Source organism: Streptomyces sp. NPDC051561 (assembly GCF_044454195.1).
GTDB lineage: Bacteria > Actinomycetota > Actinomycetes > Streptomycetales > Streptomycetaceae > Streptomyces.
The window spans coordinates 99951-124821 of record NZ_JBITDM010000015.1 but is presented as its reverse complement, the minus strand read 5'-3'; the positions used below and the strand labels follow the sequence as shown (position 1 = coordinate 124821).

Genomic DNA, 24871 nt, shown 5'->3' with positions numbered 1-24871 from the left:
TGGGGCCGGGGACTACTTGACGGCGACGGGGTTGACGGGAGAGCCGACGGCGCCGGTGATGGGCAGGGGGGCCGCGGTGAGCCAGAACGCGTACACGCCGTCGGCCGCGCAGTCCTCGGCGAGGGCCTCCAGATCCCACATCTCGCCGATCAGCAGGCCGATGTGCGGGATGACGACCTGGTGCAGGGGCTGGAAGGCGTGGTCGAACTCGTTGGGCCGCACTTCGAAGCCCCATGTGTCGGTCGCGATCGCGGCGATCTCGCTGCTGTGCAGCCAGGACGCGGTGGTGAACGACAGGCCGGGGGCCGCGCCGCCGGCGTAGTCGCCCCACCCGTCCCGGCGGACCCGGGCGAGCTGTCCGGTGCGGACGAGGACGATGTCGCCGCGGCCGATGGTGACCCCGTGCGCTTCGGCGGCGGCCGTCAGGTGTTCCTGGGTGATGGCGAAGCCGTCGGGGAGTTCGCCGCTCTCGCCTGCGGTGCGGCCGATGTCGAGGAGGACGGCGCGTCCGGCGATGTGCGGGGCCATGTGCTCGATGCCGGTGACCAGATCGCCGTCGGAGGTGACGACCTGCTCGGCCGGACGCCCGTTCCAGGCTTTGCCGTGGTCGAAGATGTGGCCCAGGCCGTCCCACTGGGTCGAGCACTGCAGTGGCATGGCGATCACGTCGTCGGCGCCGCCGATGCCGTGAGGGAGCCCCTGGTTGCCCAGGGCGGCGTCCGTGCCGGTGTCGAGCATGGTGTGGACCGGGTTGGTCCGGCGCCGCCAGCCCTTCTGCGGGCCGTCGATGTCAAAACTCTGGGAGAGGGAGAAGCTGACGCCGCGCCGGATGAGTGCGGCGCCTTCCCGGCGCTTGGACTCGTCGAGGAAGTTCACGGTGCCGATGCGGTCGTCCTCGCCCCAACGGCCCCAGTTGGAGCACTCCTTGGCGGCCTGGGCGATCGAGCCCTCGGGGTCGGTGCGGTTCACGCTTCCTCCGCGACACACCGGGTGCGCTGGGAGCCCAGGCCCGTGATGGCTGATTCCATGACGTCGCCGTCGCGCAGCAGTCGTCCCCAGTGCATGCCGTTTCCCGCGGGGGACCCGGTGAGAACCAGGTCGCCGGGCAGCAGTTGTGCGCTCTGGGAGGCGTAGGACACCATGCGCGCCACGTCGAAGATCATGTCCTTGGTCGACTCGTCCTGCATGACCTCGCCGTTCAGCTTCAGCGTCAACCGCAGGTCATCGGTGGCGCCGACGGATTCGGCGGGCACGATCCACGGGCCGAGCGGCGTGAAACCGGGTGCGTTCTTGCTGCGGAGCCAGTCCGTGCCGATCTGCGGCATGTCCCTGCGGAACACCGTTGCCCGGTCGGTCAGATCGTTGGCGATCGTGTAACCGGCCACGTAGTGCAGAGCCTCCTCGGGAGACACGTGGTGGGCCGGGCGGCCGATCACCGCGACGAGCTCCAGCTCCCAGTCCGGCTTCGCCGCCCAGGAGGGAAGAATGACGTCGTCGTAGGGGCCGGTGACAGCGCTGGGCAGACCGATGAAGACGTACGGCAGGTCCTCGGCGGCGCGCCGGTCCATGATTTCGGCCGCCTCGGCGCGCCGGACCTCCTCGGAACGCTCGTCGCCCGGCGCCCGGTGAGCGACGTGCAGGTCGATGACGTGCTGCCGGAAGTTGGCGCCCGACTGGAAGACCTGCCGCGGTTCCACCGGGGCGTGGACCCGGAAGTCCGCCAGCGGATGGCGGTCGAGTTCCTCGGAGTCGGCGAGTTCCCGCAGCCGGGGGAGAACGGCGGGCCACCGCTCAAGCAGGTTCCGCACGGTCAACGCAGGCTCGGCCAGAGCCACTTGCAGGTCAAGGGCCTGCCCGTCGGGGGTGACCAGGGCGGGGAAGGCCGGGCCGTCGGCGGCCGAGAGGGTGGCCAGTGCGAAAGGCCCGGCGAAGAGAGCGGAAGCGGATGCAGGTTTCACAGACATGTCCTCCTGATTGCGGTGGGACTAATCTGAACCCCCATCCAGTAATCAGGGAAATCGATTCTGTGGATAGCTTCCATCGCTGACACAAATAACATGTGGTGACGTCGTTCTCGGAAGGGTGCCGCATCGTGAACTTGGCCCGTCTTGACCTCAACCTCGTCGTGGCTCTCCGAGTCCTGCTCGAAGAACGCAACGTCACCATGGCGGGGCGCCGCGTCGGTCTCAGCCAGCCCGCCATGAGCGCCGCCCTGGCCCGCCTGCGCCGTCACTTCGGCGACGAACTCCTCTCCAGGGTGGGCAGCCAGTACGAACTCACCGCACTGGGCCAGGTGCTCCTGGACCGCACCGCCAACGCCTACGACGTCCTTGAGCGCCTCTTCGCCAGCCAGGCGGCCTTCGATCCGGCCACCGAGACCCGCGAGTTCCGCATCCACGCCTCCGACTACGCTGTCGACGTCTTCGGCGTCGAACTCGCCCGCCTCATCCATGAGGAGGCCCCGGGCATCCGCCTGCGCTTCACCCGGACACCCGTCACCGTCGTCGACGACACCGAGAGTCTCCTGAGCGCCACCGACGGACTCCTCATGCCGCACGGCGTCATCAGCGACTTCCCCGCCACCGACCTCTACGACGACCGCTGGGTCTTCGTCATCGCCGACGACCATCCCAGCGTCGAGGACCGGCTGACCCGTCAGGACCTGGCCAGGCTGCCCTGGGTCACCTATCAGCGCACCTACGACGCTCCAGCCGTCCGGCAGTTGAGCATGCTCGGCATCGAACCGCGCGTCGAGGTGTCCGTCGACAGCTTCCACGCCCTGCCGGCCCTCGTCGCCGGTACCCGCCGTATCGCACTCGTCCAGGCCCGTCTCGCCCGCCTCCTCGCGCCGATCGCCGCCGTACGTGTCCTCGACCCGCCCTACGAGGCCGTCCCGCTGCGTGAGGCCCTGTGGTGGCATCCGGTCCACACCCACGACGCCGCCCACATCTGGCTCAGGGAAACCGCGGCCAGGGCGGGCCGCCGCGTCGCCGACATGCAGACCTGACGCCCGCGGCTCCGCCCGGCGGCGGTCGGCACGGTCGGGGGAGGGCCCGGGGAGCGGATCCACCCGGTGGATCGAGGTCATAGACAAGCCGGATGACGCAGGGGGTGGGCATCACTGCGACCGGCACGCATAGTCGAGGGCATCTCCGCCCCGGCCCCGGCGCTGCCCAGGTCCGCCGTTCCGCCGGGCGCGGTCTCCGCCCCTCTCCCGCCCTGGAGCGCCGTGATGCCCAGACCCCTTGCCCTGCCGCGCCGTGACCATGACGCCGCCCCGGGCGGACGCCTCCCCGCCATGGTGCTCATGGCCGGCAGCTGTCTGCCCGTTCTCGGGGCGGTACTCCTGGCACCTGTACTGCCCCGCATGCAAAGCCACTTCGCCGGCGTGCCGGGAAGTGCGGCACTTGTCCCCGTGGTCCTCACCGTCCCCGCCCTCGCTCTCGCCCTGCTCGCCCCCTTCGCGGGCGTGATCGTCGACCGGCTCGGCCGCAAACGCCTGCTCGTGGCTGCCACCGCCCTCTACGCCCTCTTCGGAATGGCACCGCTGTGGCTCGATTCCCTCCACGCCATCCTGGTGAGCCGCATCCTCGTGGGCGTGACGGAAGCGGCCATCATGACCGCGTGCACCACCCTCATCGGCGACTACTACAGTGGCGAACTGCGCGACCGCTACCTCGCCCTGCAGACCATGTGCGCCTCGGCATCCGCCACTGTCTTCTTCGTTCTCGGAGGCGTGCTCGGAGCCGCTGACTGGCGGGCCCCGTTCTGGCTCTACGCCACGGGTCTGCTGCTCGCACCGGTCATGGCCCGCGTCCTGCCCGCGTCCCTTCCGCCGAAGCGCGACGTCGCGTCCGAAGCGGCGGCAGTCCGGCGTCCGTTCCCCGTGCGCCGCATGGCGGGGATCTGCCTCCTCACCGTTTTCGGCGCCGTCGTCTTCTACGCCGTCCCCGTCGAGATGGCCTACCTGCTCGACGACCTGGGCACCGACTCCACGAGCACCATCGGTGCCGTCACCGCGGTGGCCAGCGCCGCCACCGTCCTCGGCTCCGTCCTCTTCACCCGGCTCTCCCCGGACCGCCGCCACCGTCTCCCGGTCCTGCTGGGGCTCTGTGCCGTCGGTTTCCTGATGATGGGCCTCGCCGACAGTCTCCCCTCCTGATCGCCGGAGCTGTCGTCAACTGTGTAGGAACCGGCCTGTTGTTGCCGTCGCTGGTGACAAAGGCCATGTCCCTCCTGCAGTTCGCCGACCGGGGGCGCGGCATGGGCCTGTGGACCGCGGCCTTCTTCCTCGGCGAGTTCCTCTGCCCTCTGGTGCTGCTCGCGGGCAAGGGGCCGGCGGGCAGCCTCGCCTCCGCCGTGGCGCTGCTGGGCGTGACGACCGCCCTTCTCGCCGCCGGGCTTCTCCTGGCAGCTCGCCGTCCCACTCGGGCCGGCCGGTCCGAGAAGGTGCGGCAGTGACAGGACCGAGCCGCTATACGGGCTTGCTGAGAGTGGACCGGCGGACGACAAGCTCGGGCGTCAGCACGAACGCCACCGTCTCCTACGACGAAGGCGCTGCCATCGGATACCGCTACTACGACGCGAAGGGACTGAGCCCCCAGTTCCCCTTCGGGTACGGCCTCTCCTACACCACCTTCGCCCACGGCTCCCTCGAAGCCACCTACAACGCCTCCACCAGAACGGTGAGCCTCACCGTCACCGTCACCAACAACGGCAGCCGCAGGGGCACCGACGTGGTCCAGATCTACGCCACCCTCCCGGCAGCCGCCGCCACTGTCGAACCACGCCGCCTCGCCGCTTTCCGGAAGCTCACCCTCGCGTCGGGAGCCAAGCAGCGGACCACCTGCACCATCCCTGCCGACGACCTGAGCATCTGGCACGCCGGCAACTGGACCCTCGTACCCGGCCTGTACACCTTCGCCACGGCACGCAACTCCCGCGCCATGACGGTGCAGAGGACGCTCACCATCCGCTGACCGTGGGAGAGGAAGTGCCCGCGCCATGGTCAGACGGCACCCCTGAGTCGACCGGCCGCAGGAGTTCGCAGGAGTAACGCCGACTTCGGGGCCCTGCGGGGCCTCGCACCAGCATGGTCAGGGGCATCGGTGTGGGCGACCGTGCCCGGTGCCCTTTTCACGTCCCCCGTCTCGTTGACCACCAGCACCGGTTCGTCAGGCCCTCGAACGCCGCCTGCCAGCGGGCAGGGTCTACGCTGTGGCCCGCGGCCACGACGTGGTCTTCAGGCTCTACCCACCGATGATCAACGGTGGCCGCACCCGTCTCCACAGCCCGTCAGGGTCGCGCGGTGTCCGCCTGCCGTCCCGTGTCAGGAGGACATGTGCAACGTGGCGAAGTCTGGTGGGTGGAGTTCGACGAGCGGCGGCCGGTCGTACTGCTGTCGGGAGACGAGGTGTCCGGGATCCGGGTGATGCAGGTGGTCGCTCCGGCGGGCGTCGACCTCAGCGGTCTGGCCGTCGAAGTGGCAGTGGGCGCCATGGAAGGACTGCCCTGTGATGGTGTGCTGCGGTTCGCGTTGCCGCGTCCAGGCTTTACTCCTTGCACGTGGCTGACCACCGTGTCCAGGGACGATCTGATCGAGCGGGCAGGCGCCCTGTCCTCGGCGAAGCTCAGCGAGATCGAGGAGGCTCTGCGTCTCGCAGAACAGGCGGAGGAGCAGACCTGGACGACGACCGCGAAGCTCAGCGGGATGCGGGACGCTCTCCGTCGCGGTGGACTCGGGTAGTCCGAGAAGGAACGGCCCCCGAAGGCGTGGTCGATCCCGCGGGCCGCCGCGCCCCGCACCCGGGCGGCAGTGCCCGCTTTCCCGGCCCCGCGTACTGTCCCGGCACGGCACGGCCCGCGCGTCGGCGACGGCGTGCTCGCCCACCCTCTCGGCCCCGCCGTCCTCGGCGGTGGCGCCGCGCATGCGCTGCCCGTGTGCGTTGGTCGCCCTGTGGTGAACGACTGCGGGACCGCCCGGATCTGCGGGCCCTGCCGGGTGGCGCCCGCAGGCGTGAATCCTGGCTCTTGCGCCTGTTTCCGGAGACGTCCAGGTCCCGCCCCACGGCGCGACCGTGCGCACCGCACTGCGGAGCACGCTCGTACCGCCGCGGCTATCCGGCAGAGGCGCGGGGCTCCTTCTCTCCGCCGGTCGAGGCCCGTACGCGGAGTGTCCACCGGTGCCGGCGAACCGTGTCGGGAGCGCTGGTCCCGGTCAGAACCTCGCTGAGGAGTCCGGTGCAGGCGCGTCCGTAGTCGTGGGGGTGCAGGTCCACCGCGGTGATCGCGGGACGGCTGGTACGTGCGGCGGTGCCGTCGACGCAGGCCGCCACGAGTAGATCGCGTCCGGCCGTGCGGCCGAGGGATTGCGCCGTCTGCAGGATTCCGGGGGCGGAGCCGTCCGGTCCGCTGATGACGGCGTCCACCGATGGATCCGCGGTGAGGAGAGACCGCGTCGCCGCCGCGACCTCGTAGGGGGTCGCGGCGAAGGGAACCGGGAGAACGATGACGGGAATTCCGCGGTCGGCACTCCACGCGGTGGCACCCGCCCGCAGGGCCTGGGCCCATGCGGATTCCCCACCGGGCGCGAGCAGTGCGGGCCGGCGCGCGCCCCGGTCGGCCACGTGGTCGAGGAGGGCGGTGATGAGCGCCGCGTTGTCGCAGACCACCGAGGCGTACGGCATGGGGCTGGCGCCGGGGTAGAGCTCCCCGGTGACGACGGGAATGCCGGCCTCCAGCAGAGTCGGCACGAGGGTGTCGCCGGGTTCGGGGTCGATGACCAGCAGGCCGTCCATGCGCGAGGCCAGCGGCCCGTGCGCGCTTGCCCGGCTGCCGAGCAGCACCACGTCGAGCCCGTCCTCCTGGGCGCGTGCGACGGCCCCGAAGGCGAGGGTCATGTAGTAGTCCAGACGCGTCGCCGTGGGCGGGAGGTACAGGCCGATGGTGGACGTCTTCGCCCGGCGCAGTCTCCGGGCGGCGCTGTTGGGGCGGTAGTCGAGGGCGTCGGCGACCTCGCGGACGCGCGCCCGGGTGGCCTCGGCCACCCGCCCGGAGCCCTGGAGGGCGTCCGACGCGGTGCTGCGGGACACGCCGGCGGCATGGGCCACGTCCAGCAGGGTCACATTGCGTCCGGTCACGGGCAAGGATTCTAGAGGGCGCTGGGGAAGCTACTTGCCGGATCGATCCGGCACTCACTAGATTCGGGGTGCCGGATCGATCCGGCACAGGCATGGGCGCGGTCCTCCCGCCGTCACCCCCGACAGGGACGCAAGCGGACACCGAGCCTCGAACCTCGCTGGAGGCACCCCGCATGACACGCGCTTTCGATGTAGTGGAGACGAGCGTCGCCGACCTGCGCGCGGCACTGGAGAAGGGCGAGACCACCGCGGCTGCGCTGCTCGACGCCTACCTCGCCCGGATCGAGGCCTACGACCTCCCCGGCACCGCCACCGCGCTCAACGCGATGGTCGTCATGAACCCGGACGCCCGGGCGGACGCGGAGGCGTCGGACGCCCGCCGCGCGCGCGGCGCGACGTTCGGTCCCCTGGACGGCATCCCGTACACCGCCAAGGACAGCTATCTCGCCAAGGGCCTCACCGCCGCGGCCGGTTCACCCGCCTTCGCGCACCTCATCGCCCAGCGCGACGCCTTCGCCATCGAGCGTTTGAGAGCTGCGGGCGCCGTCCTCATCGGCCTGACGAACATGCCGCCGATGGCCAACGGGGGAATGCAGCGAGGCGTCTACGGACGCGCCGAGAGTCCGTACCACTCCAACTGGCTGACCAGCGCCTACGGTTCCGGTTCCTCCAACGGGTCCGGCACAGCCACCGCCGCGTCCTTCGGCGCGTTCGGCCTGGGCGAGGAAACCTGGTCCTCGGGGCGCGCGCCCGCCTCCAACAACGCTCTGTGCGCCTACACCCCCAGCCGCGGCGTGATCTCCGTGCGCGGCAACTGGCCGCTGGTGCCGACGATGGATGTCGTCGTCCCGCACACCCGCACCATGGCCGACCTGCTCGAACTCCTCGACGTTCTCGTCGCCGACGACGAGCACGTACGCGGCGACCTGTGGCGGTCCCAGCCCTGGATCGCCCTGCCCGCCGCGTCGCGGGTGCGTCCGGGCTCCTACCCCGCTCTCGCCCCGGAGGGGGCGGACCAGGCGCGGAACGTGCTCGCCGGACGCAGGATCGGCGTGCCCCGCATGTACATCAACGCCGACCCCGCAGCGGGGACCAACCCCGACGGAGGCATCGGCGGTCAGACCGGGCAGCGGATCGACACACGGCCCTCGGTGATCGACCTGTGGCAGGCCGCCCGCCGCGATCTGGAGGAGTCGGGCGCCCAGGTGGTCGAGGTCGACTTCCCCGCCGTCACGAACTACGAGTCGGACCGCCCCGGAGCCCCCTCGCTGCTGACGCGCGGACTGGTTCCCCGGGAGTACCTCGTGGTCGAGATCGAGGACTTGTCGGCCTGGGCCTGGGACGACTTCCTGCGAGCCAACGACGATCCCGCCCTGGCGTCGCTGGCCGACGTCGACGGAGACCGCATCTGGCCCAAGCATCAGGGGGAACTCCCCGACCGCTACGCCGGTTTCGACGACACGATCGCCGACTACCCCCGGTTCGTACGCGAACGCCCCTACGCGTCGCTCGCCGAGATTCCGCACCTGGAGGCGGGGCTGCGCGGGCTTGAGGAGACCCGCAGGACGGACCTGGAAGAGTGGATGGACGACCTGGGGCTGGACGCACTGGTCTTCCCGACGTCCGCGGACGTGGGCCCCGCGGACATGGACGTCGACGAAGCTCACGCCGACCTCGGCTGGCGCAACGGAGTCTGGGTGGCGAACGGCAACCTCGTTCCCCGGCACCTCGGCATTCCGACGGTGACCGTGCCCATGGGCACCATGGCGGACATCGGGATGCCGGTGGGGCTCACTTTCGCCGGGCGAGCGTACGACGACACCGCGCTGCTGGTTCTGGCAGCGGCCTTCGAGGCGATGGGAAACCGCAGGACCGAGCCCCCGCGCACCCCCAGGCTCCAACTGTCCGACGGCTGAACGCGGCCGTCCGCGACGAGGACGGCCCGGCGGGCGGGGCGACTCCGCGACCCCACCCGCCGGGCCGCAGACCCCCAGAACCGCCGGGCCGCAGACCCGCAGACCCGCTCCTTAGGATTCCACCAGTTCCGTCAGGTACTCATCCACGTGCTCCAGCACGGTCGCCCGGTCCGGGGTGGGAAGCCCCACGGCCAGCTGCACGCTGAAGCCGTCCAGCAGGGCCCGGGTGCGGGTTGCCACCCGGTCGGCGTCCAGCGGGCGGAACTCGCCGCGCGAGACCCCCTCGGCGAACAGGGCGACCAGGTCGCGGTGCCAGGCCCGCTCGATGGCGGACTGACGTTCGCGCTCAGGGGGCCCGGCGTTCTGGGACCTGTTCCAGACCTCCAGCCACAGGGTCCAGTGCGGGTCACGGGGAGCCACCGGCACGTACAGGTCCACGTACGCCCGCAGACGCTCGCGCACCGGACCGTCGCGGCCCAGCAGGGCCCTGCGCCGGTCGCCGAGAGATGCCTCGCTCCACTCCAGGGTCTGCAGGAGCAGTTCGTCCTTGCTGCGGAAGTAGTACAGAAGGTGGCCGCTGCTCATGCCGACGGTGCGGCCCAGACCTGCCATCGTCAACCCGGCGAGGCCCCGCTCCGCGATGGTCGACATCGCGGCCGCGAGCACGGCCTCGCGCGGGGGCGCGTTCCTGCGGGGAGCGCGTGCCGGCTGCGCGCTGTCCGGCTTCATCCTCGCTCCTCGGTTCCTGGGGTTCCTGCCGATGGATCAGGCCTTCGGCTGCTGCTGGGTGATGCAGTGGATACCGCCACCGCCCGCGAAGATCGTACGCGCGTCGACGAGGGTCACCGTCCGCTCGGGGAACAGGTTTTGGAAGATCTCCGCCGCCTGCTCGTCGCGCGGGTCGTCGAAAGCGCACAGGACGACGCCGTCGTTGCAGAGATAGTGGTTGATGTAGGAGTAGTCCACCCACTCGCCGTCCGCCCGGAGCACCGTCGGAGCGGGCACCTCCACGACTTCCAGCCGGCGCCCCTGGGCGTCGGTGGAGGCCCTCAGGAGGGCCGCGACGGTCTTGCAGCGCTCATGGTCGGGATGGGCCGGGTCCGGCTGGCTGTGGACCATCACCACGCCGGGGCGGGCGAAGGCGGCGACGATGTCCACGTGCCCCTGGGTTCCGAAGGTCCCGTAGTCCCCGGCGAGACCGTACGGCAGCCAGATCGCCTTGGTGGTCCCGAGATGGGAGTGGATCTCGGCCTCCACCTGCTGACGGGTCCAGTCGGGGTTGCGGCCCTCGCCGAGCTGGACGGTGTCGGTCAGCAGAACCGTGCCTTCGCCGTCCACGTGGATGGCTCCGCCCTCGTTGACGAGAGGGGTGCTGAAGACGCGGGTGCCCGCCAGCCGGGAGACCTCCCGGGCGATGCGCGCATCGTTCTCCCAGCGGGCCCACTCCTGTGCGCCCCAGCCGTTGAAGGTCCAGTCCACGGCGGCCAGTTCACCGGCGTCGTTCACCACGAACGTGGGCCCGATGTCCCGCATCCAGGCGTCGTCGAGCTCCCGCTCGACCACGGTGACCTGTTCGCCCACGACGGCCCGTGCGCTCTCGGTGTCGCCCGGTGCGACGAGGAGGGTCACCGGCTCGTGGGCGCTGACCGCGCGGACCACCGCGCCCCAGGCGGCCCGGGCGTCCGCCAGCTCCTGGGCGTTGGTGAAGGTGGGGTTGGGGCTGGGCCAGGCCATCCAGGTCCGCTCGTGGGGAGTCCACTCGGCGGGCATACGGAAACCCTCGGCGGCGGGCGTCTGCGTCATGGTGATGTCCTTCGATGCTGTGGCCGGAGCCCACTGGGGCGGCTGGGGCGGTGCCGGCGGAGCGTTCCCAGGTGCCTGCCGGTCCGCTGCCGTGTCGTCGGCTGTCGGTTCCGTTCGGCACTCCAATTCATTTGAGCGTGACTCTAACTTACGAGGCATTCCCAGTGGACCATTGACCGACGGCCAGGGCGTAGTTCACATTGAGTGTCGCTCAAACAATGCATGCCCTCTTCGTTCCGCACGCCAAGGGAGCACCACATGCCCATCGAACAGCGTGGAGTCGACACCATCCCCGAGGAGGAGAGAACCAGCGGACCGCGCGATCTGATGTCGATCCTGCTGGGTTCCAACCTCTGCCTCGGTGTGATCGTCTTCGGCTGGCTGCCGCCGTCCTTCGGGCTCGGGCTGTGGCCCTCGGTCACCGCCATCGTGACCGGAACCGTCGTCGGTATCGCCTTCACCGCGCCACTGGCGCTGGTGTCCCTGCGCACCGCCACCAACCTCTCGACGTCCAGCGGCGCCCAGTTCGGCGTGCGGGGACGGCTCATCGGCTCGATCGTCGGCCTGCTCCTCGCCCTTGGCTACACGGCACTCACCCTGTGGATCGGCGGCGACGTGATGGCGGGTGCGCTGGCCCGTCTGACGGGTCTGCCGGACGGCACCGCCACCCGTACCGCGATGTACGGTCTGCTGGCCGCCGGCACCGTGGTCGCGGCCGTGTTCGGCTACCGCGTCCTGCTCAGGATGAGCAAGGTGCTCTCCATGGTGATGGTGCTGCTGCTGGCCGTGGGCGTCGCCGCGTACGCCCCCGACATCACGACGGCCGCCCCGCCCGACGTCCCGTACCTGCTGGGATCGTTCTGGCCGACCTGGCTGCTGGCCGCCGTCGCCGCCGGGCTCAGCGGCCCCGTCGCCTTCATCACCCTGCTCGGCGACTACACCCGGTACGTGTCCCCGCGCCGCCACCGCCCCCGGACAGTGCTGTGGGCCACGGCCGCCGGGCTGCTCGTCGGACTGCTGGTGCCCCAGCTCTTCGGCACCTGGACCGCGCTGGCCGCGCGCGCCGGGACCGACTACGCCGGCCCGCTGGTGGCCGCCGCTCCCTTCTGGTACCTGCTGCCCCTGCTCGTCGTGGCGGCGGCGGGGTCGGTGGGCAACGCCGGGCTCATGCTGTACTCCATGGGCCTGGACCTCGACGCCATCGTGCCCCGGGCCACCCGGACCCGGGCCACCGTGATCGCCGCCGCGGTGGCAACGGCCTTCGTCCTCGTCGGCTCGTTCGCCTGGGACGTGCAGTCGGCGATGACCTCGTTCGTCCTGCTGCTGACCGCCATCGGCACGCCGTGGGCCGTGATCACGCTCATCGGTTACGTGCGCTGCCGGGGCAGTTACGACGCCGACGCGCTCCAGGTCTTCAATCGCCGCTCCCACGGCGGCGCCTACTGGTACAGCGGCGGCTGGAACCTGAGCGCCGTTGTCTCCTGGGCCGTAGGAACGGCGGTGGGCCTCGCCGCTGTGACAACGCCTGTGTACGAGGGCCCGTTGCTCACGCTCACCGGTGGCGTGGACTGCAGCTTCGTCCTGTCGGGTCTGGCCGGCGGCTTGACGTACGCCATACTTCCGGGCCGGCGGCGGCCGGATTCCGAAGTCGGTCAGGGACGGGAGCCGGCACTGATGTCCAACTGAGCAGCACGAGCACGCACTGCCGTGCAGCCGGTGCGGGTCGGTGACCGCGCCCTGGGCGTGCGGCCCGACCCATGTGGCGCACTTCCGGTCGGCTGTGTCGGGGCCCTCCCAGGCCCCCTTCGTGATGCGAGGTCGGGTGTAGCCGCACCAACTCGGCGGGTAGGGAAAGATCTTGGAAGTCGGACGATCCATCGGGAAGGCGCATCTCTCATGAGCGAGACCCAGATACAGCTCCGCATCCGCGACACCGAAGGAAACGAGGACCTGATCCGCGTCACTACCAGCGACCCGTTCCAGGGAATGATGACTCGCTATGCCGAGCAAACTGGACAACCCCACGAGAACATCACGTTCACCTACGGCGGCACTCGGCTGATGTCCACGTCCACAGCCCACGAGCTGAACATGACGGACAACGACCTCATCGTGGCCGAGACAGCCCCCTCGGAGCCACAGCATCCGTAGACCGTAGACGCACGAACCGCACCACGGAACGCGCTCCGCACGCGGGCCGTCGTGCTGCGACACACGGGCCGTCGTGCCGCGATGCCCCCAGGCGGTCCGAGGCCGTCGGCTCTCGGCGTGCAGATCTCCGGCGGTAATTCGCCCTCGCACTGAGACGAGCTGCACCCGCGTGGAGAGCGGAAGGCGGCATCCAGGCTGTCCTCCGACGCGGGTGGTGGGCAACGAGGCCGTGAGGGAAGGTCAACCGGGGAGCGGGTGACCGTGGTGGTTCCGCCTTCTCACCCGCCCCCGCTGAGGGGGCAAGCGGGCGAATGTCCGCGATGGTTGGCAGGCTGTCCGCTGCGGTGGGACGCGTGCGCCGTCCACACCCGTTACGTCCTTCCCCCGCACCGACGCCGCTGACCCGGGCCTGCACCGGGCACCCTTCAGGGACGGCTCCAGGGCCGGACCGGCTCGGTGGGGCGGATCACGCCTCGTGGAGGAAGCCGCTCACCACCTTGGTGAACTCGTCCGCCCTTTCGAAGAACATGACGTGCCCGGTGTCGATCTCGGTGTAGGTGCTGCCCGGGATCGCCGCGCTGAGGGTGCGGCTGTGCTCGATGGGGACGGTGGCGTCCTGCGTGGCGCCCAGCACCAGGGTGGGGGCCTGGACGCGGGGGAGCAGGTGGCGGATGTCGATGCGGCTGTCGAGGTCGACGTGACGCAGGGTGCCTGGCGTGGGCGGCATGTTGGGGATCAGGGCTTCCACCTGGTCGCGGCCGATGGAGTTGAGGAAGGCGCGGCTGAAGCCGGTCATGGTGACGCTGCGGCCGAAGGCCGCCGGGTCGCTGTGGCCGAGCTGCTTCCACAGGGTGAACAGGTTGCGCACGTATTCGTCGCCCTCGGTGTGTGCCCAGCCGGCGGCCAGGATGAGACGCCGTACGAGGTCGGGGCGCAGCGCGGCCACGGCTGCGGAGACCGGGGCGCCCATGGAGAAGCCGAGCAGGTCCACGGGGCCCGCGACGGCATCCTCGATGACGGCGATCACTTGAGCGGCCAGGTACTCGACGGTCAGCGGTGCCCCGGCGTCGGTGGTGAGGTCGGTGCCGGACAGGTCAGGGGTGATCACGGTGCGGGTCGAGGCGAACCGGGGGACGATGTCGCCCCAGGTCAGGTCGGCACCTGCGGAACCGGTGCCGTGCACGAGGACGAGAGCGGGCCCCGAGCCGGTGGCCTCGTAGTGGACCTGGGCATCGGCGACAGTGACGGTGGTCATGGAGCATTCTCCTCAGCCAGGAAACGACGGTGGGTGGTTCACCGCGAGGCCGGATGTTCCTGCCCTGCGGTGACCACCACCCTGCCGCCGTACGACCAGCGTTGGCAGAGACCTGCTGACCCTGGGATCGCCGGTCCCTGGTTCGGCCGCGGCCGGATCGTGCAGGATGACTGTCATGTTGATCAACCGCCCTGACCTCGCCGACTTCCTGCGTCGCCAAAGAGACCGGGTCCGCCCGCACGACGTGGGGCTGGTGTCCGGCCCCCGGCGCCGGACACCAGGGTTGCGGCGTGAGGAAGTTGCCCAACTGGCCGGGATGTCGGCCGACTACTACATCCGCCTGGAGCAGGCACGTGGGCCACAGCCCTCCACGTCCATGCTGGCCGCGCTCGCCCGCGCGCTGCGTCTGACCACGGACGAGCGGGACCACCTCCATCTGCTGGCGGGCCACGCGCCGCCCGCCGCGCACACCGACACCGGCCACGTAGCCCCCGGGCTGCTGCACCTGCTCGACCAGTTGCCCACCACACCGGCACAGGTGGTGAGCGATCTCGGTGACGTCCTTGCCCAGAACGCCATCGCCGAGGCCCTGTTCAGCGGAGTGTGCACCGTCTCCGAACACGGCCGCAACGTCGTCTGGCGCTGGTTCACCCAACCCTCCGTCCGGGCCGCCTACCCACCCGAGGAGCACGATCACTACAGCCGCCTGCACGTCGCCGATCTGCGGGCCGCGGTGGCCCGGCGCGGCACCGACATCGCGGCGGCCCGGCTCCTGGAGCGCCTGCGCGCGGCCAGCGAGGAGTTCCGCACGCTGTGGGAACTCCACGAGGTCGCGGTGCGCAGGCACACCCGGATGCGCGTCCTCCACGACGTACTGGGCTTCATCGATCTCGACTGCCAGGTGCTGCTGGCTCCCGAGGGCGACCACCGCCTCGTCCTCTACACCCCGCCCCCCGGCAGCGACAGCAGTGACCACCTCGCCCTTCTCCGGGTCATCGGCACCCAGCAGTTCGCCACTGCGGCCGACTTCGACGAGAGCTGAGGAAATGCCACCAGAGCTTCTTGGCAGGGTGCCCGGCCCCTGCGGAGCCACGAAGAGCGCCACCCACGCCCGCGCCGTCGCCTCCGGGCGCCTCATCGGCCGCCCCGTCGCCCACCCGGAAGACAAAATCGAGAACGCGCAGCGCCATCCGGCAGCCACCACTGGGGAAACCGAAAGCGACATGCCGGCATGAGGGCCCGGGAGCAGGATGACCCGAGCCGCGTTCCCGAACTTGCCTGGTGGCTGGACGACCCTGATCTCTGGGAGCTCCTGGAGTTCGAAGGGCGGCATGACGCCGATGGCTTGCCCATCGATCTGAGGTGGAAGGACCGTCAGCAGCTCCTCGACGACCTGATCCGCCTTCCTGGACTCGTCGATGTCGGCTTCGCACGGTTCTTGCTCTCTCAAGAGACGCGATGGCACGGGCATGCCTGGGGTTTCAGCCACAGCATCGAGATCGCTGCCCTACTGGTCGCAGGGCACCGCCGAGTTCAGGACATCTGGTTCCTCTGGGAGGCAGTCGCCAGAAGCTTCGACACCTGGTGCGGTTTCCAGCCGCACACCCTGCTGTTCGCCGCCGGGACCTCCCGCACGATCGAGTACGTCAACGCCTGCGACCACCCGCAGCGGAGCAATCTCCTGGAGCGCCTCCAGGAGATCTCCCAGCCCTCTGAGGGAGCAGTCACCGCATACCTGGCCGAGCGGCGCCACTACTACGTCGAGATCCTCAACGAACTCGATGCCCCGTAGCCGTAGGAGAAACATCGCCCGAGCTGGTGCTCGGCCAAACGCGTTGCCGAAGGAATGGCCTGCCTTCAAGATTGTTTTGTGACCATGCAGCAGAGCCAGAACGTCCCTTCCGTACGTCCCCTCACCGACGCCGACGTCCCCACCGCGTCCGACACCCTTGCCCGGGCCTTCGCCGACTACCCCTTCACCCGGCACGTGATCGCCGCGGATGGTCACGAGGACCGGATCCGGCGTTACCAGGAGTTGTGCCTGACTCGCATCGGCATGGTGTACGGCCGGGTCTGGGTCGCCGACGGAGGTCGCGCTGTGGCTGTCTGGGCCGTTCCCGGCCAAGATCCCTCGGCCGCCCTCGCCGAGCTCGGACCGATCCTCGGCGAACTCAGCGGCGACCGGGCCAACGCTTTCGCGGCTGCGGAGGCAGCCGTCACTCCGTACCGGCCCAAGGAGCCCGGATGGTTCCTCGAAACTGTGGGAACCGCTCCCGAGGCCCAAGGGAAGGGTCTCGGCAGTGCGGTGCTGATCCCCGGTGTCCAGGAGGCCGAGCGCGCGGGGTATCCGGCGTTCCTGGAGACCTCCAGTGAGCTGAATGTGCGGTTCTACGAGCGTCTCGGCTTCGAGGTCACTGCCGACGTCCAGCTCCCCGGCGAAGGTCCCCGCACATGGTGCATGCGTAGGAACGTGCGCTGAGAGCCTGGAGAGCCTGACGGGTTCACCCTCGGTGAGGGCCGCTTTCGGGCCACCTCGTCGCCCTCGTCCTTTCCGGCGCACTCCGCCGCCACCATCCTTCCTGCGGTGGGCCGGGAACCTCAGCGCGCCCGACCGCGTTCATGCCACTGACGGCCCGCACGAGCGGAGCCGTCGCTTCGCGGTGTCAACTGCTGATTCCGTACGACGACTTGGCCGGGGGGACGTAGGAGTGCAGCAGCATCGCGCACACCTGACGCGCCCGGCCGCCGTCGTGCTCTCCGCGCTACTCGCCGTACTGGCCCTTTTCCTGCCGGTGCAGGCCAAGTCGGCGTCGGCACACCGCTCCAATTCGACGGGCATGGCCGCGGCGGCGACCGTGCAGGCGGCCGTGTCAGCGGACGCGCAGCGGCCTGTCACCGTGGCGCGCTCCGTACTCGTCCACGCCGACGCCGTGCCGTACCCGTTCCACCCTTTTCTGGGCCCTGGTGCTGAGGACGCGGTCACGCATCGCGCTGTCGGCGGTCCCGCCGTGGCGGTCGCGGCTGCAGTGGCGAGCCGGGGCGTCCACGCGTATCGCCCACGCGGCCCGCCGTCCCGACGGAGTACCGAAGTCCCCATCGACGCCTGACCGTTCGCCTCCGCGCCCGGGGCAGACGTCGACTCCGTCTGCCTGCCCTTCGTGGAGAACTCATGTCCCGCGCGCCCATGTGGCGGGCGATCATCGCCCTAGGTGTGATCGCCGCCTCGCTCTTCTTCGCTCTCACTCAGTCCGCCCGCCTCGGCCTAGACCTGCGCGGCGGCACCCAGATCGTCCTGGAGTCCAAGGACTCACCCATGGTCAGGGCCAATGCCGAATCGACCCAGCGGGCCCTGGAGGTGCTCCGCCAGCGGGTCGACGCGCTCGGCGTGTCCGAGCCGAGCCTGTACCGGTCCGGAGAGCGGCGGATCTTCGTCGAGCTGCCCGGCGTACAGGACCCGCGCGAGGCCGCCGAAGTCATCGGCCGCACCGCGCAGTTGACCGTCCACCCGGTGCAGGGCGCGACGGACAAGCAGGACGAGAACAAGGGGAAGCCGGCCAGGGACGGCTCGCGCACCCTGGCCGACCCCGACCAGAAGGGGGCGTTTCTCGAACTCGGGCCCACCGCCCTCACCGGTGACGGCATCAAGGACGCCGACGCAGTGCTCGACCAGCAGAACATGTCGGGCTGGATGGTCAACCTCGCCTTCCGCGAGCCGGCGGGCAAGGACTGGGCACGGGTCACCGGGGCGGCGGCCTGCGCCCCGCAGGGCGCCCCGGAGCGTCGCGTCGCCATCGTCCTGGACGGCAAGGTCCTCTCGGCGCCCGGCGTCAACGCGGATGTGGCGTGCAAGGTCGGCATTTCCGGCGGCTCCACGCAGATCACCGGCGGCTTCGGCCGGGAGGAGGCCCGCGATCTGGCCGCGCTCGTCAAGGGCGGTGCGCTGCCGGTGCCCGTGGAGGTCCTGGAGCAGCGTACCGTCGGCCCCACGCTCGGCGCCGACGCCATCGCCGCCAGTGCCCAGGCCGCGATCATCGGGCTCGCCCTGACGGGGCTGTTCATCATCGTCGTCTACCGGCTGCTCGGTGCCCTGGCCACCCTCGCGCTCGCGTTGTACGGGCTGATCTCCTACGCCGCTCTGGTCGCCCTGGGCGCGACCCTGACACTGCCCGGACTCGCCGGTTTTGTCCTGGCGATCGGCATGGCGGTGGACGCGAACGTGCTGGTCTTCGAGCGTGCCCGCGAGGAACATCTGGGGCTCCGCGCCCTGAAGTCGGCCCCAGCACACCTCGACAAGCCGCTGAGCGTCGGCTTCGGCAAGGCCTGGAGCGCGGTCGTCGACTCGAACGTGACCACGCTGCTCGCGTCCGGGCTGCTCTTCTTCTTCGCCACCGGACCCGTCAAGGGCTTCGGCGTCACGCTCTCCATCGGTGTCCTCGTCTCCATGATCTCGGCCCTGGTGATCACCCGGGTCCTCGCCGACTTCGCGATCCGGCGCCGCTACGTGCGGGCCCGGCCCGGCCTGACCGGGATCACCTCCGACGGCCGGGTACGTGTCTGGCTCGCGCGCCGCAAACCCCGCCTGGTGCACCACCGGCGCCGCTGGCTCGGCGTCAGCGCGCTGTTGATCGTGGTCGCCGCCACCGGAATCGGCCTGCGCGGGCTGGAGTTCGGGGTGGAGTTCACCGGCGGACGCCTGGTGGAGTACAGCACCAGCAGGCCCGTGGACGTGGACGCGGCACGCACGGCGGTCACGGACGCCGGGTTCCCGCGCGCGGTGGTGCAGGAGTCGGGGGACGGGGACATCTCCGTACGCACCGGTGAGCTGAGCAACGACCAGCAGGACACGATCAGAGAGGCGCTGGCGAGGGAGGGCGGCGAGGTCACCGTCGAGCGGGACGAGCTGATCGGCCCGAGCCTCGGCGCCGAGCTGCGCCGGCACGCGCTGATCGCGCTCGGTATCGCCGTCGCGACCCAGCTGATCTACCTCAGCGTGCGGTTCCGGTGGACGTTCGCCGTCGCGGCGGTGTCGGCCATGGTGCACGACGTGTTGCTTGTGGTGGGCCTGTTCGCCTGGCTCGGCAGGCCCGTCGACAGCGTCTTCCTGGCCGCCCTGCTCACGGTCATTGGGTACTCCGTCAATGACACCGTCGTCGTCTTCGACCGGGTGCGCGAGGAGCGCCGCCGCAATCCGGCGGCGGACCTGGAAACCACCGCGAACAAGGCCGTCATCCAGACGCTGCCGCGCACCGTCAACACCGGTATGGGCGCGCTGTTCATCCTGGCAGCCCTGGCCGTGCTCGGCGGTGACTCGCTCGCGGACTTCTCCGTGGCGCTGATCGGCGGCGTGGTGATCGGTATGGCATCCACGGTGTTCACCGCCGTGCCGATCGCCGTACAGCTGGAGGGCAGCCGTCCGGCGCCACCGACACGTCCCAAGCGCAGCGAGAACAGCGCGGCGGGCAGTCCGCTGGAGCGGCGCGAGCGGGCGCGCGGTTCGGGCGCCGTGGTGTGAGGGCACGCGGATGGCGGATGTCCGCAGGGAGGACGCGCGCATCCCCAGTGCGACTCACGGCGTCAGCAACTCCGGATGTGAGGCCAACCAACGACAATCCGCGGTCGTACGGACGATCAGGAGGCGCATGTCGATCCCGGCGATGCTGATCCGAGCCGGGCGGTGGGACACACGGGCTGCCTACCCCTACCCTGCCTGCGGGCCGGCCCGCCCCCGGTCGCGCTGACCGGGCGCCCGCGCCGCCGAACTCCTGGAGCCTGCCGGGAGTTCGGCGGCGCGAACAGAACGCGCCTCATCGAAGTCCGCCCCTCGTTCGCGCTACAGCCGGTTGTGGGGCTGCCGATGCGCGGCAGGTCGGGTTCCCGCGCAGGCTGCGTTCCTCGCGGCCGTGGTCGAGGATCTCCAGGGCGCGCCGGCACCGTCCGAGTGCCGGCGCGGGACTCGTCGACGCGCAGCACGACGGACCTGTCGGCGAGCGCGATGAGGTGCTCGACGATCTCCGACGCGGCCAACTCGCCGCCCGCGCGAACTCGTTCGGCGGCCTTCAGGCCGAAGGTCCTGGCGAACACCGACCGCCGGGCCCACAGCAGCCGCTCCTCGGCGTCCCAGCTCCTGGCAGTGGCGTGCTGATCAATCGGAGAGTGAGAGCGGCTCGCTGTACGCCGCAGTGGTCAGCTCCGGCGATGCGATGCGTACGCGGTACATTCCGCGGGGGACCTCCGGGACGGCGACGGCGACCTGCCGGGCGCGAGGGTCGACCGCGTTGGCCAGCACTGCCACTGCTGCCCATCCGTGGTCGGTCGGCCTCTCCAGCACCACCCGGCACGGGTAGGCCAACGGCCCTGAGACCTGCCACTGCACCAGGCACCTGTCGGCGCACTGCCAGTGCGCGCCCGGAGCCGGGTACTCGATGCGGATGGCTTCGTCCACCGGTTCCCGGTCCCAGCGGCTCACACACTCGACGAAAGCCCGCAGCCGGTCCTTGACCGTTGCGACCCAGTTCATGACTCTCCGTAGATCTGTCGTAGGGGCACGGACACCACCTTCCTTGCGGTTCCCGGGAGTTGCGGGGGAATTCGGGACCAAGGTCCTCACACCTGTGGGACCAACGCCCGCGCCGCGGCGGCGGTCCTGCTTGTCGTCTCGCGGAGTACCGCTGACCATGGCCTCACAGAGGGTTCACATGTGTCATGTGGTCTCCGAACAAAGGGACGTTTAGCGGGGATTATGAAATCAATTGTGGGGCAATCAGTCAGCACCGACGGACTCCGATCCTCACTCACACGACAAGGAATCGATCGTGCTGATGCCCGACCCCAAGACCCTCCGCACCCTTCTCGCCCGGTTCGCCGACGCTCGCATCGCGCACACCCAGCAGTCCCGCCCCGGTACTGAGGAGGAGCTGCGCGACCTTGCCTACACCCTGTGTGTGATGACGGGAACCAGGGAGGTCCGGGAGGCCCTCGCGACGGCGGACCACATGCTCGCCCGCGCAGAGCTCCCGGCCGCCCCGGCCGCGGCGGAGCCGTCCCGCGAGGACCTCCCGATGGCGGCGTGAACCGTACGGTCGGGCGTTGTGTGCGGAGAGGGCAGCCGTGACACCTGTCAGGGACCTGTGTCGACGCCTTGCGGTCTTGGCGTGGCCCTGGCCGGCGCTTCGGAGGCGAGGTACCACGCGGTGGTGGCCCACAGGATGGTGGCGGAGCCCAGGCCGGCCAGGGTTTGGACGGTGGACTGTGGGGCTCCTGAGAGTGCCATGACGCAGCCGGCCGCGCCGACGGTGATGAGCAGGGCACCGGTCCAGCGGTACTCGGGGCGGCGGAAGGGCCGGGCCAGGGGGAAGAAGTGTGCGCCGACCACGATCGCGATGAGCGCCGGTATCCAGCTGTGCCGTCCGGTGGTGTTCGCGACCACGACGACGAGGGCGATCCCCGTTCCCTGGCCGACGTTGCTCCACATGTAGGTGCGCGCGCTGCGTTCGTACGCCTCGCGCCCGCCTGTTCCGTCGAGGCGGGCGGCTGCGAGGACGAGCAGGGTCACGGCGAGGACGGCTCCGGCGGTCAGGGCGACGGTCCGGGCGGAGCCGTCCAGGACGGCGGAACCGACAAGCCACCACAGGCCGCCGAAGAGCGACAGGATTATCCCCGAACTGCGGGTGCCGTACTCGGTGTTGGGACGAGGAAAAGGACGCATGGCGGCCATCCAAGCCGACCGGATGCTGGCGCACAACGCCAGTGGAGAAGCCAGGGAGGCGGCGAAGAAGCAGTGGGATGTCAGCTACGGGACTTGGACCGCGGGAGTACAGGCGGGGCGATACTGACCGTGTCCGTTGTCCCGCCGCAGGGCCGTGCATGGGCCGGTCCGGCCGGGACGCACACTGGTCGACGTCTTCGAGGGGAGCCGTTCATGACCACGGCGAAAGACCTGTTCATCACCGTCATGGACCCGGGGGCGGTGTATTCCGTCGGGCAGGGCGACCTGTCGCTCGCCCTCGCGGGGGCCGAGCTGATCGATCTCATCGGTGCGGGGGCGGTGGCCGTGGACGGTGACCGCATCGTGCCGGACGGAGCGTCGGCGCCGGACGATCGCGTCCTGGCCGAAGCTGCGGCAGCACTGGCACGACAGGCGCCCTTCGAGCGGATCGAGGACTGGTTGTGGCGTCGTGGGCAAGACCTCGCTGCCACCTATCAGGCGGTCCTGGAGGAAAACGGCGACCTGACGCAGGAGCGAAAAGGCCGGTTGTTCTTCGGCTCGCCGCGCGTGGCACCGGTCGACACACCCGCGAGCCGCCGTGCTGCCGAGCGCTGGAGCGAGCAGGAACCCGTCCTGGTGGCTCTCGCCTCGTCCGTGGGCGTGGACGTGGACGTTGAGGGGGCCGACGGTGAAGCGGACCTCGGGGACGAGGCCTTGACGACTGTGGTGGCCGTTGTCCGCGACGCGGTGATGGAGTTGGAGGCGGTGCGACAGAGGAGGTCCATCGAGAGCGCGGCCTTCGCCAACATCTGGCGCGGACCGTGATCGCAGACCGGCCCCCGGCCCGCCCGCGTACCTCTGCCAGGAGCACGGGCCGTGGCGGGGCCGGCGGTCCTGCCGGTCGGGTGGGTCCTGAGCCGGGGGCGAACGAGGTTTCTCATCCACGGCCACCACGTCAGCCAGGACGGTAGCTTCGGCGCGGCCGGCTGCGGCGTCACTGGGTGGGCCGGGTCACGCGGATCAGGGTCTGCTGCCCGTTGGCGACCAGCTTGTGTTCCCCGTCGGCAGGTCCAGGCCGTGGCCGACCTGTCCGGCAGCCATTGGCGTACCTCGGACAGGAACGGCGGTTCCAGCCCGGCGCGTTCGGCGTGGTCCGTCCTGCTGAAACCGACCGTGATCCAGGAGACCGTGTTGCCGCAGGTGTGCGTGTTCGCGCCGGTGGAGTTCAACTCGGCTGCACCGTCCCGTGCTTGTGCCGTGCAGCGGTTCGGGAATGCGGCCGATCATCCGGAGCGTGCTGGGCGGTATCCCTCGGGCATGCTGGACGGGGAGTGGCCCGTGATTCTGCCGCTGCCGCCGGGCCGGATGCGGGGCCGGGGTGCGCAACCGGGGGCGTACTACCACCTGGCGCGCGCGCCCCGTGACCGCCCTTTCCGACAGGCGAGCAGGCCCAGAAGGCGCCGGTCGTCCTCCCCGCGACGGAGGGCATCCTGTAGTCCGCGCAGAAGCAGCAGGAAGCGTTACTGCCGACCAGGGCGGCCGCGGGGACAGCGTCGTTGTCAGTGGCGGATGGAACCCTGGACGCATGGATGGAGACGAACAACTGCTGCGCGGCCGCGTCTACGGCCAGGACCACGACCACCCGCGACCGGGGCCCGTGCACGGGCATACCTATGCCCACCTGGTGGGCGGGCCGCTTGACGGCCTACTGCTCGACATCACCGGCTGGAGACCCGAGGAGATCAAGGACGGTGCGGCACTGAGGACCGAGCTCGGCCAGTTCGGTCCCGGGGGCCACGCCCTCTACGATCCACGTCCTGGTGGGTCGGCGTGCTGGGACTGGTCCGGCGACACCCCCTGAGCGACTGGTCCGGCGACACCCCCTGAGCACCCTGCCGGTTCCGCGCCCGGAATGCATGACTTCCGGGACCGCCCAGCCAGCGGGTCTGAGAGCTCGATGCCGTGACTGCCGAACCTGGCGAAGAGCCGTGTCCTGCCGGCTTGGGGCGCGGCCGACCATCCCCGCTACGTCCTACTTCTCCTCCGGCTCCCAGGCGCGGAGCAGGTCGAGCAGCCCTGCGTCTCCGTCAATGTGCAAGGAGTCTGTCTGGATGCGGTCGTACAAGTAGAGGACCAACTCACTGGCCGTGCCGTGTACGGAGGCGCCGGCTGCGTCCGAGTCCTCGCCGGTCGCGGCAGCGGGTGCGGGGATGCGGGTGACGCGTGCGCCGTCGCCATCGACCGTGAGGCGCCAGGAGCGGCCCTCGGCGGCGTGGAAGTCGAAGGCCGTGGGCTTGTGCGGCCAGGCACTCGGCGTCGCGCAGACGGTGAACAGGAACTCCTCCGCACCGTCGAGTGCCAGCTCGACCGGCAGCGGCTGCGGGGCGCGCCCGGCGAGCTGGGCGTCGTACGCGTGCACCGCCGTCTCCTGGACCCGGTGCCGGGCGACACCGCCGGAGGTCTGTGGTGACTGCGACGCAGGCCACCACGTCCAGCAACCGCTCTCCGGCCCTGCCTCGCGCAGGGCGCTCAGCAGAAGCTGCGTCGACGCGTCCAGCCAGGCCGTCAGCGCCTCACGTTCCCGCGGCACTTCCAGCGCGGCGCGCGCGGCAACGGCCTCGGCCGGGGGAGCGTCGGCCGGCCCCGCGCCGACGATGGCGGCCCAGAAACGGTCTCCCCCACCCAGGTGCTGCACCAGGTCGAACAGCGTCCACCCGGGGCAGGTCGGCACCTGCACATCAAGGCTGGGGGCGGCGGCGACCGCGGCACGGAAAGCGACCGACCGTTCGTCGATGAGTCGCAGCAGGTCAGGGAAGTCCAGAGTGTTTTGCACGCCGGATGTCTATCACTGCGCCCCGGGCGACCGCATGCGGATTTTCACAGCCGACGCGGCGGGCGCGCG

Annotated in this window: 24 protein-coding genes and 1 pseudogene; 16 read left to right on the top strand and 9 right to left on the bottom strand. The window is 70.4% G+C overall.

All coding sequences use genetic code 11. The features are described 5' to 3' along the window. Positions 1-12 precede the first annotated feature (12 nt). On the bottom strand, positions 13-969 hold the full coding sequence (locus ACIA73_RS28440; RefSeq protein ID WP_399441623.1) for a cyclase family protein: 957 nt from the start codon (positions 967-969) through the stop codon (positions 13-15). After that, complete coding sequence (locus ACIA73_RS28435) at positions 966-1964, bottom strand: fumarylacetoacetate hydrolase family protein (protein ID WP_399441621.1); 999 nt, start codon at positions 1962-1964, stop codon at positions 966-968. The genes ACIA73_RS28440 and ACIA73_RS28435 overlap by 4 nt, the downstream gene beginning before the upstream one ends. A 128-nt stretch (positions 1965-2092) precedes the next feature. On the opposite strand from ACIA73_RS28435, the gene ACIA73_RS28430 reads away from it, so the two are divergent. The 4 genes and pseudogenes from ACIA73_RS28430 (at position 2093) to ACIA73_RS28415 (ending at position 5746) form a co-directional block, all read left to right on the top strand. Further along, positions 2093-3007 carry a LysR family transcriptional regulator gene (locus ACIA73_RS28430; RefSeq protein ID WP_399441620.1) on the top strand — a complete coding sequence of 305 codons (915 nt, stop codon included), beginning with the start codon at positions 2093-2095 and terminating at the stop codon, positions 3005-3007. Positions 3008-3232: 225 nt separating this feature from the next. Further along, positions 3233-4461: pseudogene (locus tag ACIA73_RS28425) on the top strand (MFS transporter). Beyond that, positions 4458-4979 carry a fibronectin type III-like domain-contianing protein gene (locus ACIA73_RS28420; protein WP_399441619.1) on the top strand — a complete coding sequence of 174 codons (522 nt, stop codon included), beginning with the start codon at positions 4458-4460 and terminating at the stop codon, positions 4977-4979. The pseudogene ACIA73_RS28425 and the gene ACIA73_RS28420 overlap by 4 nt, the downstream one beginning before the upstream one ends. A 362-nt stretch (positions 4980-5341) precedes the next feature. Further along, the gene (locus ACIA73_RS28415; RefSeq protein WP_399441618.1) at positions 5342-5746 is read left to right on the top strand and encodes a type II toxin-antitoxin system PemK/MazF family toxin; all 405 of its coding nucleotides are present in this window, start codon (positions 5342-5344) and stop codon (positions 5744-5746) included. Positions 5747-6116: 370 nt separating this feature from the next. On the opposite strand, the gene ACIA73_RS28410 is transcribed toward ACIA73_RS28415, so the two are convergent. Next, on the bottom strand, positions 6117-7139 hold the full coding sequence (locus ACIA73_RS28410) for a LacI family DNA-binding transcriptional regulator (protein ID WP_399441615.1): 1023 nt from the start codon (positions 7137-7139) through the stop codon (positions 6117-6119). A gap of 173 nt (positions 7140-7312) precedes the next feature. On the opposite strand from ACIA73_RS28410, the gene ACIA73_RS28405 reads away from it, so the two are divergent. Beyond that, positions 7313-9055 (top strand): amidase, encoded by a 1743-nt coding sequence (locus tag ACIA73_RS28405; RefSeq protein WP_399441614.1) that lies wholly within the window; start codon positions 7313-7315, stop codon positions 9053-9055. Between the two features lie 111 nt (positions 9056-9166). Here the strand turns inward: ACIA73_RS28405 and ACIA73_RS28400 are convergent, their stop codons facing one another. Together ACIA73_RS28400 and ACIA73_RS28395 are read right to left on the bottom strand one after the other, a co-directional pair. Continuing rightward, positions 9167-9784, bottom strand: coding sequence for a TetR/AcrR family transcriptional regulator (locus ACIA73_RS28400; protein ID WP_399441613.1), 618 nt, complete (start codon positions 9782-9784; stop codon positions 9167-9169). 36 nt (positions 9785-9820) lie between these two features. Continuing rightward, positions 9821-10858, bottom strand: a complete 1038-nt coding sequence (locus tag ACIA73_RS28395; protein WP_399441612.1) for an agmatine/peptidylarginine deiminase — start codon at positions 10856-10858, stop codon at positions 9821-9823. Positions 10859-11116: 258 nt separating this feature from the next. On the opposite strand from ACIA73_RS28395, the gene ACIA73_RS28390 reads away from it, so the two are divergent. Both ACIA73_RS28390 and ACIA73_RS28385 read left to right on the top strand, forming a co-directional pair. Then, positions 11117-12544, top strand: a complete 1428-nt coding sequence (locus ACIA73_RS28390) for a cytosine permease (RefSeq protein WP_399441611.1) — start codon at positions 11117-11119, stop codon at positions 12542-12544. Positions 12545-12754: 210 nt separating this feature from the next. Beyond that, positions 12755-13009, top strand: a complete 255-nt coding sequence (locus tag ACIA73_RS28385) for a sumo domain-containing protein (protein WP_399441610.1) — start codon at positions 12755-12757, stop codon at positions 13007-13009. 466 nt (positions 13010-13475) lie between these two features. On the opposite strand, the gene ACIA73_RS28380 is transcribed toward ACIA73_RS28385, so the two are convergent. After that, positions 13476-14264: an alpha/beta fold hydrolase gene (locus tag ACIA73_RS28380; protein WP_399441609.1), complete on the bottom strand. Its 789-nt coding sequence runs from the start codon at positions 14262-14264 to the stop codon at positions 13476-13478. A gap of 175 nt (positions 14265-14439) precedes the next feature. Between ACIA73_RS28380 and ACIA73_RS28375 the strand changes: the two genes are divergently transcribed. From ACIA73_RS28375 to secD, 5 genes are all read left to right on the top strand, one after another. Next, on the top strand, positions 14440-15306 hold the full coding sequence (locus ACIA73_RS28375) for a helix-turn-helix transcriptional regulator (RefSeq protein ID WP_399441607.1): 867 nt from the start codon (positions 14440-14442) through the stop codon (positions 15304-15306). 303 nt (positions 15307-15609) lie between these two features. Next, positions 15610-16056 carry a hypothetical protein gene (locus tag ACIA73_RS28370; RefSeq protein ID WP_399441606.1) on the top strand — a complete coding sequence of 149 codons (447 nt, stop codon included), beginning with the start codon at positions 15610-15612 and terminating at the stop codon, positions 16054-16056. An 84-nt stretch (positions 16057-16140) separates the two neighbouring features. Further along, complete coding sequence (locus tag ACIA73_RS28365) at positions 16141-16743, top strand: GNAT family N-acetyltransferase (RefSeq protein ID WP_399441699.1); 603 nt, start codon at positions 16141-16143, stop codon at positions 16741-16743. Positions 16744-16972: 229 nt separating this feature from the next. Continuing rightward, positions 16973-17371, top strand: a complete 399-nt coding sequence (locus ACIA73_RS28360) for a hypothetical protein (RefSeq protein WP_399441605.1) — start codon at positions 16973-16975, stop codon at positions 17369-17371. Between the two features lie 62 nt (positions 17372-17433). Beyond that, positions 17434-19776: a protein translocase subunit SecD gene (secD, locus tag ACIA73_RS28355; protein WP_399441604.1), complete on the top strand. Its 2343-nt coding sequence runs from the start codon at positions 17434-17436 to the stop codon at positions 19774-19776. Between the two features lie 630 nt (positions 19777-20406). On the opposite strand, the gene ACIA73_RS28350 is transcribed toward secD, so the two are convergent. Then, on the bottom strand, positions 20407-20781 hold the full coding sequence (locus ACIA73_RS28350) for a hypothetical protein (protein WP_399441602.1): 375 nt from the start codon (positions 20779-20781) through the stop codon (positions 20407-20409). A gap of 301 nt (positions 20782-21082) precedes the next feature. On the opposite strand from ACIA73_RS28350, the gene ACIA73_RS28345 reads away from it, so the two are divergent. Further along, entirely contained in the window at positions 21083-21334 is a 252-nt protein-coding gene (locus ACIA73_RS28345) for a DUF5133 domain-containing protein (RefSeq protein ID WP_399441697.1), read from the top strand. 47 nt (positions 21335-21381) lie between these two features. On the opposite strand, the gene ACIA73_RS28340 is transcribed toward ACIA73_RS28345, so the two are convergent. After that, positions 21382-21969, bottom strand: coding sequence for a hypothetical protein (locus ACIA73_RS28340; RefSeq protein WP_399441601.1), 588 nt, complete (start codon positions 21967-21969; stop codon positions 21382-21384). Between ACIA73_RS28340 and ACIA73_RS28335 the strand changes: the two genes are divergently transcribed. From ACIA73_RS28335 to ACIA73_RS28325, 3 genes are all read left to right on the top strand, one after another. Further along, the gene (locus tag ACIA73_RS28335) at positions 21968-22096 is read left to right on the top strand and encodes a hypothetical protein (protein ID WP_399441600.1); all 129 of its coding nucleotides are present in this window, start codon (positions 21968-21970) and stop codon (positions 22094-22096) included. The two genes, ACIA73_RS28340 and ACIA73_RS28335, sit on opposite strands and share 2 nt — an antisense overlap. Positions 22097-22182: 86 nt before the next feature. After that, on the top strand, positions 22183-22794 hold the full coding sequence (locus ACIA73_RS28330; RefSeq protein WP_399441598.1) for a GPP34 family phosphoprotein: 612 nt from the start codon (positions 22183-22185) through the stop codon (positions 22792-22794). A 760-nt stretch (positions 22795-23554) separates the two neighbouring features. Next, positions 23555-23830 carry a hypothetical protein gene (locus tag ACIA73_RS28325; RefSeq protein WP_399441597.1) on the top strand — a complete coding sequence of 92 codons (276 nt, stop codon included), beginning with the start codon at positions 23555-23557 and terminating at the stop codon, positions 23828-23830. A 171-nt stretch (positions 23831-24001) separates the two neighbouring features. Here ACIA73_RS28325 and ACIA73_RS28320 read toward each other — a convergent pair whose 3' ends face one another. Next, positions 24002-24802 (bottom strand): maleylpyruvate isomerase family mycothiol-dependent enzyme, encoded by an 801-nt coding sequence (locus ACIA73_RS28320; RefSeq protein WP_399441596.1) that lies wholly within the window; start codon positions 24800-24802, stop codon positions 24002-24004. Positions 24803-24871 lie beyond the last annotated feature (69 nt).